This is a genomic window from Sphingobium sp. LMA1-1-1.1 (genome assembly GCF_040676365.1).
In the GTDB taxonomy this organism is placed as follows: domain Bacteria; phylum Pseudomonadota; class Alphaproteobacteria; order Sphingomonadales; family Sphingomonadaceae; genus Sphingobium.
The window spans coordinates 538,126-552,703 of sequence record NZ_JBEGHS010000023.1; the positions used below are offsets into that span (position 1 = coordinate 538,126).

Genomic DNA, 14,578 nt, shown 5'->3' on the forward strand with positions numbered 1-14,578 from the left:
GCTAGGCCCTTCCGTCCATATAGGCGCGCCAGCCGCCCAGCGCCGTAATGTCCTCCGCGCCCGTCAGCGCGCGCGGCTCTGCGACAAAGCCCTTGACGCTGCTGCCGTCCGCCAGCGTCACCGTGCCGATTGCCAGCGGCGCAGGCACTTCGGCCACGAAACTTCCGAACTCCGCCACACCCAGCTCGTAAACCTCAAGCGCGATCGGGCCGCCATCCTCGCTGTGCACGAGCGCCGGCTTGGGCGGGACGCTGTTCGCCATGGCATAGAGCCGGTAGGTCGGCGCCGTTTCAAAGGCGCCGACGAACTTCGCCTCGCGCGATGTCAGTTGCCAGTGAAGCGGCATGTCCTTGAGATGAGCGCCCACGACGGCGAGTTTCACGGTCTGCATTTTGCCCTCCAGATCAAGCGGGGGTGGGGAAGGAAGATCAGCCTTGGCGAGATAGGCGTCCGCCGCGTCGAGCAGGGCGCGGTCGCTGTCGGCGGGGCCGATCAGGGTGATGCCAAACCCGGTGCCATTGGCCCTGATGCCGGCTGGAACAGCCACGGCAGCCATGTCGAGCAGGTTCACGAAATTGGTGTAATAGCCAAGCGCGCTGTTGAGCGCGACCGGCGCGGCGAGCAGTTCGGCAACGCGGAAGGTGGTGCCTGTGGTCGGGAAGGCCATCAGGTCGATATCGGCCCATTGCTGGTCGGAATGCCGCTTGAGTTCGGCCAGGCGATAGATGCCGTTGAACAATTCCACCGCGCCAATCGTCAGCCCGGGTTCCACGACCTCCCGCACGGTGGGGTCGATCGCGTCGGGATCGTCGGCGAGCAGCGTCGCCATGGCCGCGGCCCGCTCCGCCACCCAGGGTCCGCCGTAGAGAAGTTGCGCCGCTTCGAGGAGCGGTGCGATGTCGATCTCCACAATATCGGCCAGCCCTGCCAGCCGCTGCAATGCGCGATCGTACAGATATTCGGATTCCACGTCGCCGAACCAGGCGCGCTGGTCCCGGCGGGGCACGCCGATGGTCCTGCACCGGCGCGGGAGGTCCGACAGCGGCTTCGAATAGGGGTCCGCCGGATCGAAGCCGGCAATGATCCCGTCGAGCAAGCCGGCGTCAGCGGTATCGCCGGTGAAGACGGTGATGCAATCCAGCGTGCGGCAGGCGGGCACCAGTCCGCGATTGCTCCATCTCCCCTTGCTCGGCTTGAACCCGACCAGATGCTGGAAGGCGGCGGGCACGCGGCCCGAACCGGCCGTGTCCGTCCCCAGCGCGAAGGGGACCAGCCCGGCCGCCACCGCCACCGAGGAACCCGAACTGGACCCGCCACTGACATAGGCGAGATCATAGGCGTTGCGCGGACTGCCATAGGGGCTGCGCGTGCCGTTGAGGCCGGTGGCGAACTGGTCGAGATTGGTCTTGCCGACGCAGATCGCGCCGGCCGCGGCCAGGCGTTCGACGACCGTCGCCGACCGTCCCGGACGATAGGCGAAGGCCGGGCAGGCGGCGGTCGTGTCGAACCCGGCGGCGTCGATATTGTCCTTGACCGCGAACGGAACGCCGGCCAGCGGCAGGTCCTCTCCTGCGGCGAGGCGGGCGTCGATAGCCCGCGCGGCCGCGATCAGGTCGTCGGGCCTTGCCCGGCTGATCCAGATCTGCGGCTGCACGGCGTCATAGGCGGCGATCCGGGCAACCGTCTCCTCCATCACGGCAACCGCACTGGCATGGCCCGCCCTGATGTCTCCCGCGATTGTCGCAGCGCTGCGCCGGTCGAATGCGGTCATGCCCCGGCCCTCAACGCCAGCACCGGTGCGCCGGGCTGCAATGCCTGCCGCTCCTGCACATAGACGGCCGCGACCGTGCCGGTGATGGGGCTCTGCACCGCGCATTCCATCTTCATGGCCTCGATGACGGCAATCGTATCGCCCGCCTTCACTTCGTCGCCAACCGCAACCAGCAATTTCCAGATACTGCCGCCAAAGGGCGTTTCGACCAGATCGGCCCCCTCCGGCACGTCGATCGCGTCCGGCTCGGCCGCGTCGGCCTCCGTCAGGCTGGTGATGCGGTCGAACTCGCCGCTGCGCTGCCATTCGGCACGCTCCTCGTCGAAGGCGTCCTGCCGGTGCGCCTCGAAGGCGGCGATGGCATCGGCATTTTCAGCCAGGAAGGCGCGATAGTCGGCCAGCCGGAACTCCGACGGCTCGATCCGGATGGAACGCCGCCCGCTCGGGAAATCGCGGCGCCATTCGGCCAGTTCCTCCGCGCTGACCGGATAGAATCGGATCTGATCGAAGAAGCGCAGCAGCCAGGGCTTCCCCTCGACAAAGACATCGGTCTGGCGATGCGTGTTCCACACCTGGATGGTCCGGCCGAACAGTTGATAGCCGCCCGGTCCTTCCATCCCGTAGATGCACATATAGGCGCCGCCGATGCCCACGACATTGGGCGGCGTCCAGGTGCGGGCGGGGTTGTATTTGGTGGTGACGAGCCGGTGCCGCGGATCGACCGGGGTCGCGACCGGCGCGCCCAGATAGACGTCGCCCAGCCCCAGGACGAGGTAATTCGCCTCGAAGATCAGTTGCTCCACCGCCGCCGCGTCGGGAAGGCCGTTGACGCGACGGATGAATTCGATGTTGTCCGGGCACCAGGGCGCGTCGGCGCGCACGCCGCCCATATATTTCTCGATCGTCTCGATCGTCGCCGGATCGCGCCAGCTGAGCGGCATATGGACCACGCGAGAAGGAATGGTGAAATCCTCAAGGTCGCCCAGGCGCTCCTCCGCAGAGATCAGCGCTGCCAGCGCGGCACGCTGATCCAGTTGTTCGCCGTCGAAATGCAGTTGCAGCGAACGGATGCCCGGAACGACATCGATTATGCCGGGCAGGGCGATCCGTTCCAGCTCCGTCATCAGTGCGTGGACCCGGATCCGCAATTCGATGTCGAGTATGATGGGACCATATTCGACCAGGATGTTGCGATCACCCTGCTGGCGATAGACAGTCCGTGGACGGCCGGGCTGCTCCGGCATCTCTGCAAGGATGGGCGAGAGCATTTCGATCGGCCGCACCGGCGCGGCATCCTCCACCGATCCGGAGGCGAGCAGCCGCCGCTGCAACGCATCCGCCACGGCCGCATCGTCGATGTTGACGGGGGCGAAACGCAGCTTGTCGCCCGGCGCAAGCTGGCCGATTTTCCACCGATCGGCCGCGATCACCACGAAGGGGCAGACGAAACCCCCAAGCGAAGGGCCGTCAGGGCCCAGGATGATCGGCATGTCGCCGGTAAAGTCGACGGCGCCGATGGCATAGGGATTGTCGTGAATGTTGGATGGGTGCAACCCGGCCTCGCCGCCGTCGGCGCGGGCCCATTGCGGCTTGGGTCCGATCAGGCGGACGCCGGTGCGATTGCTGTTGTAATGGACCTGCCATTCGGCGGCGATGATGGCCTCTATATCGGCATCGGTGAAGAAATCCGGCGCGCCGTGGGGACCATAGAGGACGCGCAACGTCCATTGCGTCGAAAGAACCGGCAGGTCGGCGGAAGCAAGTGGTGCGCCTGTTCGATCGCGCGCGAAGTGCAGGGTATCGCCAGCCAGCAGCCGGCGAGCGGCATGCCCGCCGAACTGGCCGAGTTCGAAGGTGCTGCGGCTGCCGAGATAAGGCGCGATGTCGAGACCGCCGGCGACCAGGATATAGGCCCGCAGGCCGCCGCCGGACGCGCGGCCAAGGGCAAGCGTCTGGCCGGCCACCACGTCGATCGCGACGCCCCGTGCCACGGCCTGGCCATCCAGCGTCGCCCCGAAATCAGCGCCCATGAGGCAGATGCGCGCCGGCGCGGTGAAGTCCAGCGTCGGGCCGGTCACCGTGACTTCCAGTCCGGCGGTCCCTTCGGGATTGCCCAGCAGCCGGTTGCCCATGCGGAAGGACTGATCGTCCATCGGCCCCGAAGGAGGGACGCCGACCGCCCATAATTTCTGCCGGCCCGGCCAGTCCTGAACGGTGGTGGCGGTGCCGCCGCTGATCACGCGGATGCTGCTGGGATGGGAAACGACGCCGTCAAGAGCGCGGGTGGACACCTCGCCGCTGACGAAGGCGTCGGACCGGACCACATCGCGCAGCCAGCGCAGATTTGTCTCTATGCCATCGACGCGGCTCTGGTCGAGCGCGGCCTGCATCTTTGCGATCGCCTCATCACGCGTCGGGGCATGGACGATCAGCTTGGCCAGCATCGGATCGTACCAGATGCTGACGTCGCTGCCTGCCATGCACCAGGTTTCGGCGCGGATGTCGGGGGGGAACTGAACCGCCGTCAGCGTTCCGGAAGTCGGACGATAGTCGAGCGTCGGATCTTCGGCATAGAGCCGCACCTCCACCGAATGGCCGCGCGGCTGGGGCGGCGGCGCGTCGAGAAAGGCGAAGTCGCCCGCGCCGCCGCGGATCATCCATTCGACCAGATCAATGCCCATCACCTCTTCGGTGACGCCATGTTCGACCTGCAGGCGCGTGTTCATCTCAAGAAAGAAGAATTGCTGGCGTTCGGCGTCGTAGAGGAATTCCACCGTCCCGGCGGAGCGGTAGACGGCGGCCTGGCCCAGGCGGGTGGCGGCGGCGATCAACTCGCGGCGGACGGCGGGCGGCAACAGGGGCGCGGGCGATTCCTCTACCACCTTCTGGTTGCGGCGCTGGAGCGAACAGTCGCGCTCTCCCAGCGGCATGACGCGGCCTTCGCCATCGCCGAAAAGCTGGACTTCAATGTGCCGCGCCCTGCGGATATAGCGTTCAAGGAATATGCCCGCGTCGCCGAAATTGCTCTGGCCCTGGCGCGCCACGGCGGCAAAGCCCTCCCGAACGTCGCTTTCCTCCTCGCAGATGCGCATGCCGATGCCGCCGCCGCCGGCCGTTGCCTTCAGGATGACGGGGAACCCGATATCCCGCGCCGCCGCCACGGCCTCCTCCTCATCGGTCAGCAGGCCGGTGCCCGGCGCCAGCGGCACGCCATGGGCCGCCGCCAGGGCGCGCGCGCTGTGCTTCAGGCCAAAGGTGCGGATATTGTCGGTCGTCGGGCCGATGAAGACGATGCCGGCTGCGGCGCAGGCTTCGGCAAACTCCACATTTTCGGCAAGGAAGCCATAGCCCGGATGGATCGCGCCGGCGCCCGTGGCGCGGGCGGCGCTCAATATGGCATCGATGTCGAGATAGCTGTCCGACGCCCGCGCCGGGCCGATGCAGACCGCCTCGTCCGCCTGCGCGACGTGCAGGGAATTTTCGTCCGCTTCGGAATAGACCGCGACCGAGCGCAGGCCCATGCGCCGCAAGGTGCGAATGATGCGCGTGGCGATAGCGCCGCGATTGGCGATGAGGACCGTATCGAAGCTCATGCGGTCACGATCATGCGGACGGGGGTTGGGTTGAAGCCGTTGCAGGGATTGTTGATCTGCGGGCAGTTCGACACGACGACGATCACGTCCATTTCCGCCTTCAGGTCCACGGTCAGGCCGGGCGCGGAGATCCCGTCGACGATGCCGAGCGAACCGTCTTCCTCGACCGGCACGTTCATGAAGAAGTTGATGTTGGAAACGATGTCGCGCTTGCCGCGCCCTTCCAGCAGATTGGCCTCCAGGAAGTTTTCCACGCAGGCATGTTCGGCCTTGGTGTGGTGGCCGTAGCGCAGCGTGTTGGATTCGCACGAACAGGCGCCGCCGATGGTATCGTGATAGTCGACCGACGTCGCCGCGATGGTCATCATCGCGCGCCCCTCATTGGATCGCAGCACCGTGCCCTCGCGCAGGAACAGATTGCCCTGCGCGGCCACGGTATCCTGCGCGCTGTACCGTTCAGCGTCGTCCGCCGCCGAATAGAGGAGGAAGTCGACGGCCTGATTGCCTTCCAGGTCGACGATGCGCAGCGTCTGGCCGGCATAGACATGATGCAGCCACGGCGCCCGTGCGGGCACCACGACATCATGGACAATGGCCCCCGAAAGGCCCGTCAAATGGGGATCAAAGCTCATGCGGAAACCCGTTCTTTCCTGGGCATTTTTCCAGTTGGCCCCTGATGGTCGACAATCCGGAAGATGCGGGATCAAAAGACAGAGCGTTTTCGCTCAAAGGCAAAGGCGCTCTAGCGGCGATAATAATCTTCGACATTCAGGAAGGCGCGCAGTCCCTCCGGCGTGGCATTGCGGATGACGTCGTCCTCCGGCGTCACGGGGCCGCGCCAGGCGCTGACCCGCAGCGGCGTCACGGTCCACCGCTCCCGCGGGTCCAGGACATGGGGGCAGTTGGCGATGACCAGGGTCACGTCCATCTCGGCGCGCAGCACGACGCTGCGGCCGGCGGGAAAGGGTCCGATCAGCGGCGTGATCGCGCCATCCACCTCGATCTTCGCGCCCTTGAACAGCGTCACGCAGGGATGGACGTCGCGCCGCTGCAACCCGTGCTTCGCCGCGCCCAGCAGGAAACGGTCGCGTCCGTTGGGACAAGGCCCGCTATTGGCGCCATTGCCGTAGCGGGCGGCATTGGTCGCGGCGTTGGAAGTCCCGCAGAAGCTGTCATGCGTGCCCGCGCTGTCCTCCAGAAAGCTCATGAGCACCCTGCCCATGTCCGACAGCAGCAGCTTGCCCTGGCCCAGATAGGCGTTCCATTGCACCTTCACCGTATCGGCCACGTTGAGCCGCTCGGTCGGCATGTCCGCGTTGAACAGCAGCATCGATGCGCAGGCATCGCCCCTGAGGTCGATCAGGCGCAGGCGCGCGCCGCGCGGCAGGCGGCGCGTGGCATAACCGCCGGCCGCGATCGTTTCTTCCCACAACAGGTCCTGGGCAGGCACGCCGGCCGGAAGGTCATCCGCCGCCGGCGGCAACAGCGGCATCGCCTCCACCACCGTCCCCGCCATGCTGCGGGCGTGATCACGGGCGGCCAAGGGATTGGCGAGAGATCCGGTCATGCGGCATTCCCCTTCTGGCTGCCGTTTTCCTGCTCATAGAGCGGCGGCAGCAGCGCGGTGGTCGTGACGAGCTGAAGCTGGTGGACCCCCCGGACCCGGCGCAGCGCGTCGCACAATTCCTTCAACAGGGACGCAGGCCCCTGCACCAGCAGCACTTCAAGCGACTGGTCCCCTTCCAGGAACACATGCTGGGACGAGATCACCTCCTTGAGATAATCCGCCTGCGTCTGGGCAAGCTGATGCCGCACCCGCCCCCGATCGCCGCGATAGACGATCGTGATGGTACCCGCGAGCATCTCGTCCGGGCGGGTGAAGGCCTCATGCTCGGCCAGCGCGTGGCGGATCAGTTCGGCAATGAGCTGGGACCGCGACGGCAGCCCGCGTTCCTCCACCATGGCGTCGAGTTGCCGGAACAGATCGCCCGGCAGGCTCATGCTGAGCCGCGCCAGAGTTCCGGTGTCGCTACTCATGATCCGTCCTTTCCTCTTCATTCCGTTCGCTCTCGTCCGGAGCGTCGGATTCTTCGCTCGCCGCCGGTTCTGACCGGTCGCGCAGCGGCAGGTCGTAAACCGCGGTCGCGCCGAACCGATGGGGCGCGTGCGGGTCATGGCGGCGCTTGTCGAGCGCAAGCACCCGCGTGCCGAGCGAAAAGGCTTCCCTGATGTCGTGGGTCACCATGATGATCGTCAGCGAATAATCCCGCCAAAGCCGCGTGATCAGCACATGCATGTCCGCGCGGATGCCGGGATCCAGGGCGCCGAACGGCTCGTCGAGAAGCAGGATGCGAGGCTGTTTGATGAGGGCCTGGGCGATGGCAAGACGTTGCTGCATGCCGCCCGACATCTGCGCGGGATAGAGATGCATCGAATCGCGCAGGCCGACCGCGTCCAGCATCTCCTCCGCCTCCGCCCTGGCTGCGCGGCGCGCATGGCCGAACAGCCGGCCCGCGAAGGGAGCCTTGGCGCATTCCAGCCCGAAGATCGTGTTCTGCAGGGCGGAAAGGTGCGGGAACACCGAATAGCGCTGGAACACGACGCCGCGATCGGGCCCGCATTCCGGCGTCAGCGGCGTTCCGTCCAGCAATATGGTCCCGCGGCTGGGCACTTCCTGGCCCAGGACGACGCGCAGCAGGCTGCTCTTTCCGGCGCCGGAGGGCCCTATGATCGAAACGAAGGAACCCGTTTCGATGTCGAGGTTCACCTTCTCCAGGACGATCTTGTCGCCATATTCGACCCAGATGTCGCGAAGGGACAGCAGCGCGCTCAATGCCGCTCTCCATGTGCCCAGGGGTAAAGCCATTGGCTGGCGAGGGTCAGCGCCACGTCCATCAGGATCGCAAGGATCGCGATCCAGGCGACATAGGGTATGATCACGTCCATCGAGAGATAGCGGCGGACCAGGAATATCCGGTAGCCAAGACCCACGTCAGACGCGATCGCCTCCGCTGAGATCAGGAACACCCAGGCCGGACCAAGCGACAGGCGGACCGCGTGCAGCAGGCGCGGCATGGCCTGCGGCAGGGCGATGCGGATCATGATCTGCCAGGAACTGGCACCCAGCGTCTGCGCCTTGATGATCTGCTCCCGCGGGAGGGCTGCCACATGGGCGGCGATGTCGCGCATCATGACCGGCGCGATGCCGATCACGATGAGCGCAACCTTCGCCGTCTCCCCCAGGCCCAGCGCGATGAACAATATCGGCAGCAGCGCAATGGGGGGGATGACCGCGACCGCCGTCACCAGGGGTCCGAAGGTCGCGCGCACCGGCGGCAGGACGCCGAGCACAAGCCCCGCCACCAGCGCCGAGAGCGTGGCGATGCCCAGGCCCAGCCCTAGGCGCTGAAGGCTGGCCAGCGTGTCGGCCCAGAAGACAAGCTGGCCGGTCAGCGGGTCCGGCTGAAAGAGCAGCGCGGCCATCGCCGTTGCCATGCTCCCGGGAAGCGGCAGGATCTTGTCCAGCGGATTGGCGGCATGGCGCTGCGCCGCGATGAACAGGTAAAGCAGCACTAGCAGCAGGATCGGCAACGAACCCCAGAAGATCCGTTCGCTTCGGCGCGCATGTCGATTCACCCAACGCATCGTCTCATCACCTTCGGCAGGATCGAATGAACGCGATCAGAGTTTTCCGTCCGCCGCCAGCTTCATGAAGCTGTCGTCGAACCGCAGCGTCACCCGCTGCGGATCGCCAAGCGTCTTTCCGCCGGGAAAGGCGATGCCCACGGCGTCGGCCGACGACGCACCCTTGAACAGCCCCTTGGAAAAGCTGAAGTCGCGAACCTGGGTCATGGTCTTGACCAGCGCCGGAGCGACGGTCGCGGCCACCGCTGCCTTGGGATCGGCATAGAGATGCGTGGTCGACAACTGGCCGTCGAAACTTTCCGGCGTGGCGCCCGACAATTTGGCCATGGCGGCGCGCGCCGCCTTCCCCTGCGCGTCCTGCCGCTGCATCAACGCGACGGTTTCATACCAGATGCCTGTCAGCGCCTTGCCGAGATTGGGGTTCGCCTTGAGCGTCGCGGTATCGACGGCGAGCAGGTCCAGTATTTCGCCCGGGATCTGGGCCGAGCTGAACACCTGCTTCACGCCCGGCTGCGCCTTCATGACCGAAAGCTGCGGATTCCAGGCCACCGCCGCATTGGCCGCTGGGCTGCCAAAGGCGCCCACTATGTCCGCGTCGGACGTGTTCACCGTCCGGACGTCGGTGGGCTTCAGGCCCGCCGTCTGGAGCCCGCGCGCCAGCAGATAATGCGACACGGAAAGCTCGACCAGATACACCTGCCGCCCCTTGATCGCGGCGAGCTGATCCGCGCCCTTCAGCAGGATGCCATCATTGCCGTTCGAATAATCGCCCACGATGATCGCGCTCGTATCCTTTCCGCCGGCAGCGGGAATGGTGAGCGCATCCATGTTCGTGACGGTCACGCCGTCGAACTTGCCCGCAGTATATTGATTGATCGATTCCACATAGTCGTTGACCTGCACGACATTGATCTTGATGCCGTATTTATCGGCCCACTTCTTCACGATGCCCGCCTGTTGCGCATAGGGCCACGGCATCCATCCGGCGTAGATTGACCAGCCGATGCTGAATTCTTTCCGCTGCCCGGTCGCGGGATCGGGCGCCTGTGAACAGGAGGCGAGCATGAGAGCCCCGGCGAGCGCTGCGATCATGCCTGCCTTGCCAACCGTCCTGATCATGATTCGATCCCCTTTCGCAATGCAGCATCGCCTTGCTGCATGGCCTTGTCCATAGAAAATATTACGACATTCATAAAATGTAATAACGTCGAAACCAGACATGGGCCGGCCCCGCGCTGTCGGAAAATCGTCACCGTGCGAGGACACCGTCGAGATCCTTCTCTCATCCTGCTGCATTAAGCGGATTATCAGACGATTCGGAACAGGTTCGCCACCGGGGCGATTCGCCGGGTCGAAGCCTTTCCATCCTTGGGCGGCACACGGGTCTGACGAGGTGTTGCGAGAGATGCCATCTTGTCGGACAAGATGCTCATCCCGCCAAAATCCGCCATTTAATGCAATGCAACACATTCCGTCCTTCATACTGAGCAGGTGCGGAATTATTACGCTTGACGCGATAGGTAATATCCATACCGTGTCCTGTGTCGTTCATGCGAGCGGCGGAACGGGAAAGGGCGATCTGCCGCAAAGTGAGGGCATGTGGATCGAACAGGGGTCAGCGATGCAGCAGTGCCAGGCGAGATACCGGCTGTCGCCCGCATAGCGCGCGCGGCATTCAAGCGCGGGACTCCATGTGATTTGCGCGATGTTCGGAAACTTATCGTCACCTTTCCGCTTCGCCATGACAGGCTGTTCAGAAACGGCTGCAGTGTAAGCCATTATAAAAATGATCGGTCCTGCGGCGGGCAAATTATGTGACAAGACGCCGGCTCGTCCAGAGCGTCAAGAGGAAGGATGTCACTCAAGGCTCAACGGCAAGGGGGTCGGAGAGACTATGAAATTGCTACGCAATACGCTAATGGGCGCGACCATTTTGATGGGCGTCGGCACCAATACGGTTTTCGCGCAGGATGCCGCGGAAAATGACGGATCGAGCGGCGACCGCAACGAGATCGTGGTCACGGCCACCCGCCGCGCAGCCACCATCCAGGACGTTCCGATCAACATCAGCGCCGTGGGCGCGGAGCAGATTGCCAAGCAGCGGATCGACGATGTGCGCGATCTCGCTGACTTCACGCCCGGCATGACCATTTCCGACACTGGCCCCGGTTCAACCGGCACGATCGTGCTGCGCGGCCTCAACGCGTCGGACACGGACAGCTCGGGCAATTCCTATGACGATGCGATCGGCGTATATCTGGGCGAGGTTCCGCTCTATTACGACTTCAAGATGCTGGACATCGCGCGGGTGGAAACGCTGCTGGGCCCGCAGGGCACGCTTTACGGCCTGGGCACCCTGGCGGGCGCGATCCGCAACATCCCGAACCGGCCCAACCTGACGACCTTCGGAAGCGAGGCGCATGGCCGCCTTTATGGCAAGGATCATAGCGGCAATACCGGCTTCCAGCTGGACGGGGTCATCAACATACCGATCTTCCAGGATCATGTCGCCTTCCGGTCGGCGACAGGCTATTATTACGATCCCGGCTTCATCGATTCCCCCCTGCTGTTGCAGCAGCCTGGCGTGTCCCTGCCGCAACCGAGCGGTCCTGACGCCGTCACCCCCGCGGATTATGCCGCGAATCTGAAAAGGCGGGACGACGTCAACTTCGAAAAGACCTTCACCACGCGCAACCAGTTGCTGGTGCAGTTCAGCGAGGATCTGCAGGCCAATTTCACTTATGCCTATCAGCAGACCAGGACCGACGGCGGCCAATATAACAGCAATGGCGTTCTGGGGACGGGCCGATATGAAAATGCCGCCCGTTATCTCGAACCTGTGAAGCGTCGGGCGCACCTTGGCAGCATGGAAATCAACGCGAACCTGGCGGACTTCGCCGATCTCGTCGCGACGACTGCCTATACCGACGTCAGGAACCAGAGGCGGAGCGACAATACCGACCTGCTGCTCGACCTCGATTATGGCTATGAGACGTTTCCGGCCTTCTCCAGCTGGAACGAGTCCGTCGATCGACGCAAGCAGTTCAACCAGGAGGTCCGCTTCGTTTCACGGCATGGCGGGCCGTTCAGCTGGGTGCTGGGTGGATTCTTCAACCGTCAGAAGCTGCATCGCGACTATATCGAGCATGTGCCGAACCATCCCTGGGTGGAATTCGGAACGCAGCCCAATCCTGACGAGGTCGAATATGCGTCCTATGTGAAGTCGAAGGTCACGGAGAAGGCGGTCTTCGGCGAGGGCACCTTCAGGGTGACGCCGAACTGGCAGCTTACCGCGGGTGCCCGTTATTTCGGATACACGTCCAAGATCTCGGGCGCGCTTGTGGTGCCGCTGATCGGCGATCCGGTCAGCCCCTATGACATGCCGCCGGCCGGGGGCCCGGCGAAGAAAAGCGGCTGGGTGTGGAAATTCAACAGCTCCTATAATTTCACGCCCGACATCATGCTCTACGCCACTTACAGCAAGGGCTATCGCATCGGCGGCCCGAACAGCGTCGCCCCCTGTCCCAAGCCGCTGCCCAACGATCCGGACGGCGACGGAATCAACAATACCCAGTTGCCCTGTGGCCATCCGAACGAAGTCCAATATGACCCGGATACCACCAAGAATGCGGAGATCGGCATCCGCACCCAATGGTTCGACCGCAAGCTGACGTTCAATTTCAACGTTTTCCATATCAAATGGGATGGTATTCAGCTTGATTCGGCCACGGTTAACGGAATTGTCGGCATCACGGTGAACGGCGGCAAGGCAAAGTCGGAAGGCTTTGAAACCTCTTTCCAGGTAAAGCCTGTCGACGGCCTGTCGATCCAGGGCACCTATTCCTACACGAATGCCAAATTGACCCAGAATGTGCCGGACAACATACCCGTCAACGATCCGGCGGGAACCTATCCCAGCGTTCCGATCAAGCTCGACGCGCTATCCGGCGACCGCCTGCCCGGTTCGGCGAAGAACAGCGGCAGCCTGGGCGCGACCTACACCCTGCCGTTCAAGGAGGGCAACATCGTCGCAGACTGGACGGCGACCTATCGCGGCAGCGTCGTGACGCGGCTCGGCTGGGATCGCGCCTTTGGCGACAAGCTGCCGGGCTATGTGCTCCATCGCGCCTCGCTGGCCTATGAAACCGAAAGATACAGCCTGGGCATCTTTGCCAACAACATCTTCGACAAATATGCGGTGTCTTCGGTCGCCAACGACCGATCCCGCGTCGGCCTGAACGATGGAGTGGTCCTGCGTTACTACAAGCGGGCAGTCATCAGCCCACGAACCTTCGGTATTGAAGCACGGTTCAAATATTGAATCACATCCGGGAACGGGGAGAATCCTATGAAGGATTTCTCCCCGATTTCCATATATCGATCATTTTTAAGTCGATCTCCTGTGCCCGATGTTACCCAGGATCCGACATCTACGGGAAGATTTCTTTCCTTCCCATGATAATTTTCCCGAAGATATTGCAAGGAAAGGGTGGCAGGACATGACAGCGCGCGGCATTGCGGTCGTTCGATCGGCCAGGCTGGCCGGGATCATGCTGGCGATCATGGTCCCTTGCGGCCAGCCATCCCTGTCGGCCAAGGGAGCTGCGGCGCCCCGGCTGTTTGCCGAGAGTTGGATCGACGGGACGTTGCCGCAGGAACCGGAAGTCCAGGTGCAGGCGCTGGACAACGACAGTTTCGTCATCCGCCAGTCGGTGAAGACCAATTTCGAGGCGCCCTTTCTCTACCTGCTCTTCGGTCGCGACAAGGCGCTGCTGATCGACACGGGCGCGGAGGGCGGCCGCATCCGACCCGCGGTGGACCGGCTGGTCGCGCAATGGTCGGCGGCGCATGGACGCCCCATGGTCCCGCTGGTCGTGGCGCACAGCCACAGCCATGGCGATCATGTCGCCGGCGACAGCGCCTTTCGCGAACGGCCCGACACAACCGTCATCGGGCTTGAGCCCCAGGACGTGGCCCGGTTCTTCGGCATTGCGCGCTGGCCCGACAGCCTGGCCACATTCGACCTTGGCGGCCGCGCGCTCACCATCATTCCGACTCCAGGCCACCAGGCCGCGGCGATCATGGTCTATGATCCAAGGCTGAAGATCCTGCTGTCAGGCGACACGCTTTATCCCGGCCGTCTCTATGTGCCCGTCAATTTCCTGCCTGACGATCGCGCCAGCGTCGATCGGGTGGCGGCGTTCGCGGCCCGGCATCCCGTCCGCGCCGTGCTGGGCGCGCATATCGAAATGACGCGGTCGCCCGGCCGGGATTATCCCCACGAAGCAAAGGCGCATCCTGACGAACATCTGCTGGAATTGCCGGCAGCAAGCATCACGGAGCTTCAGACCGGGCTCAAGGCCGCCCTGAATGTACCGGAGCAGCCGCAGGTGCATGACGATTTCATCATATATCCGGTCGCCCCACGTCCCAATTGAGGATGCATGGCCGGAGCGTTTTCGCTAGAGCGCGTTGCGTTAAATCCGAGTCATGCAGCGCGCGCTATGCTTTTGATGTCGCATCGTGCGCAAAACCGGTTCTCACTTTTGCGTACGATGCTCCAGGCGGA

The 14,578-nt window shown here is 64.0% G+C and carries 10 protein-coding genes; 2 read left to right on the plus strand and 8 right to left on the minus strand.

Annotated elements, in window-relative coordinates:
• Position 1: 1 nt before the first annotated feature.
• The 8 genes from atzF to MRBLMA1_RS13915 all read right to left on the minus strand — a co-directional run bounded on the left by atzF (position 2) and on the right by MRBLMA1_RS13915 (position 10,128).
• The gene (gene atzF / locus MRBLMA1_RS13880; protein WP_363737404.1) at positions 2-1,771 is read right to left on the minus strand and encodes an allophanate hydrolase; all 1,770 of its coding nucleotides are present in this window, start codon (positions 1,769-1,771) and stop codon (positions 2-4) included.
• Positions 1,768-5,364, minus strand: a complete 3,597-nt coding sequence (uca, locus tag MRBLMA1_RS13885) for an urea carboxylase (RefSeq protein ID WP_363737405.1) — start codon at positions 5,362-5,364, stop codon at positions 1,768-1,770. The genes atzF and uca overlap by 4 nt, the downstream gene beginning before the upstream one ends.
• The gene (locus tag MRBLMA1_RS13890) at positions 5,361-5,996 is read right to left on the minus strand and encodes an urea amidolyase associated protein UAAP2 (protein WP_363737406.1); all 636 of its coding nucleotides are present in this window, start codon (positions 5,994-5,996) and stop codon (positions 5,361-5,363) included. Before MRBLMA1_RS13890 ends, uca begins: the two co-directional genes overlap by 4 nt.
• Positions 5,997-6,106: 110 nt before the next feature.
• A complete protein-coding gene (locus MRBLMA1_RS13895; RefSeq protein WP_363737407.1) occupies positions 6,107-6,931 on the minus strand; it encodes an urea amidolyase associated protein UAAP1 in 825 nt (274 codons plus the stop codon).
• Positions 6,928-7,401, minus strand: coding sequence for a CopG family ribbon-helix-helix protein (locus MRBLMA1_RS13900; protein ID WP_133652750.1), 474 nt, complete (start codon positions 7,399-7,401; stop codon positions 6,928-6,930). Before MRBLMA1_RS13900 ends, MRBLMA1_RS13895 begins: the two co-directional genes overlap by 4 nt.
• On the minus strand, positions 7,394-8,197 hold the full coding sequence (locus MRBLMA1_RS13905) for an ATP-binding cassette domain-containing protein (RefSeq protein WP_363737408.1): 804 nt from the start codon (positions 8,195-8,197) through the stop codon (positions 7,394-7,396). The genes MRBLMA1_RS13900 and MRBLMA1_RS13905 overlap by 8 nt, the downstream gene beginning before the upstream one ends.
• Entirely contained in the window at positions 8,194-9,009 is an 816-nt protein-coding gene (locus MRBLMA1_RS13910) for an ABC transporter permease (RefSeq protein ID WP_363737409.1), read from the minus strand. Before MRBLMA1_RS13910 ends, MRBLMA1_RS13905 begins: the two co-directional genes overlap by 4 nt.
• Positions 9,010-9,045: 36 nt before the next feature.
• The gene (locus tag MRBLMA1_RS13915; RefSeq protein WP_363737410.1) at positions 9,046-10,128 is read right to left on the minus strand and encodes a putative urea ABC transporter substrate-binding protein; all 1,083 of its coding nucleotides are present in this window, start codon (positions 10,126-10,128) and stop codon (positions 9,046-9,048) included.
• A 775-nt stretch (positions 10,129-10,903) separates the two neighbouring features.
• On the opposite strand from MRBLMA1_RS13915, the gene MRBLMA1_RS13920 reads away from it, so the two are divergent.
• Positions 10,904-13,330, plus strand: coding sequence for a TonB-dependent receptor (locus MRBLMA1_RS13920; protein WP_363737411.1), 2,427 nt, complete (start codon positions 10,904-10,906; stop codon positions 13,328-13,330).
• A 178-nt stretch (positions 13,331-13,508) separates the two neighbouring features.
• Complete coding sequence (locus tag MRBLMA1_RS13925; RefSeq protein ID WP_363737412.1) at positions 13,509-14,447, plus strand: MBL fold metallo-hydrolase; 939 nt, start codon at positions 13,509-13,511, stop codon at positions 14,445-14,447.
• Positions 14,448-14,578 lie beyond the last annotated feature (131 nt).

Coding starts and splice junctions, on each gene's coding strand:
- MRBLMA1_RS13900 (WP_133652750.1), bottom strand. CDS start 7,401: ATGAGTAGCGACACCGGAACTCTGGCGCGGCTCAGCATGAGCCTGCCG.
- MRBLMA1_RS13895 (WP_363737407.1), bottom strand. CDS start 6,931: ATGACCGGATCTCTCGCCAATCCCTTGGCCGCCCGTGATCACGCCCGC.
- MRBLMA1_RS13910 (WP_363737409.1), bottom strand. CDS start 9,009: ATGCGTTGGGTGAATCGACATGCGCGCCGAAGCGAACGGATCTTCTGG.
- MRBLMA1_RS13915 (WP_363737410.1), bottom strand. CDS start 10,128: ATGATCAGGACGGTTGGCAAGGCAGGCATGATCGCAGCGCTCGCCGGG.
- atzF (WP_363737404.1), bottom strand. CDS start 1,771: ATGACCGCATTCGACCGGCGCAGCGCTGCGACAATCGCGGGAGACATC.
- MRBLMA1_RS13925 (WP_363737412.1), top strand. CDS start 13,509: ATGACAGCGCGCGGCATTGCGGTCGTTCGATCGGCCAGGCTGGCCGGG.
- MRBLMA1_RS13890 (WP_363737406.1), bottom strand. CDS start 5,996: ATGAGCTTTGATCCCCATTTGACGGGCCTTTCGGGGGCCATTGTCCAT.
- MRBLMA1_RS13920 (WP_363737411.1), top strand. CDS start 10,904: ATGAAATTGCTACGCAATACGCTAATGGGCGCGACCATTTTGATGGGC.
- uca (WP_363737405.1), bottom strand. CDS start 5,364: ATGAGCTTCGATACGGTCCTCATCGCCAATCGCGGCGCTATCGCCACG.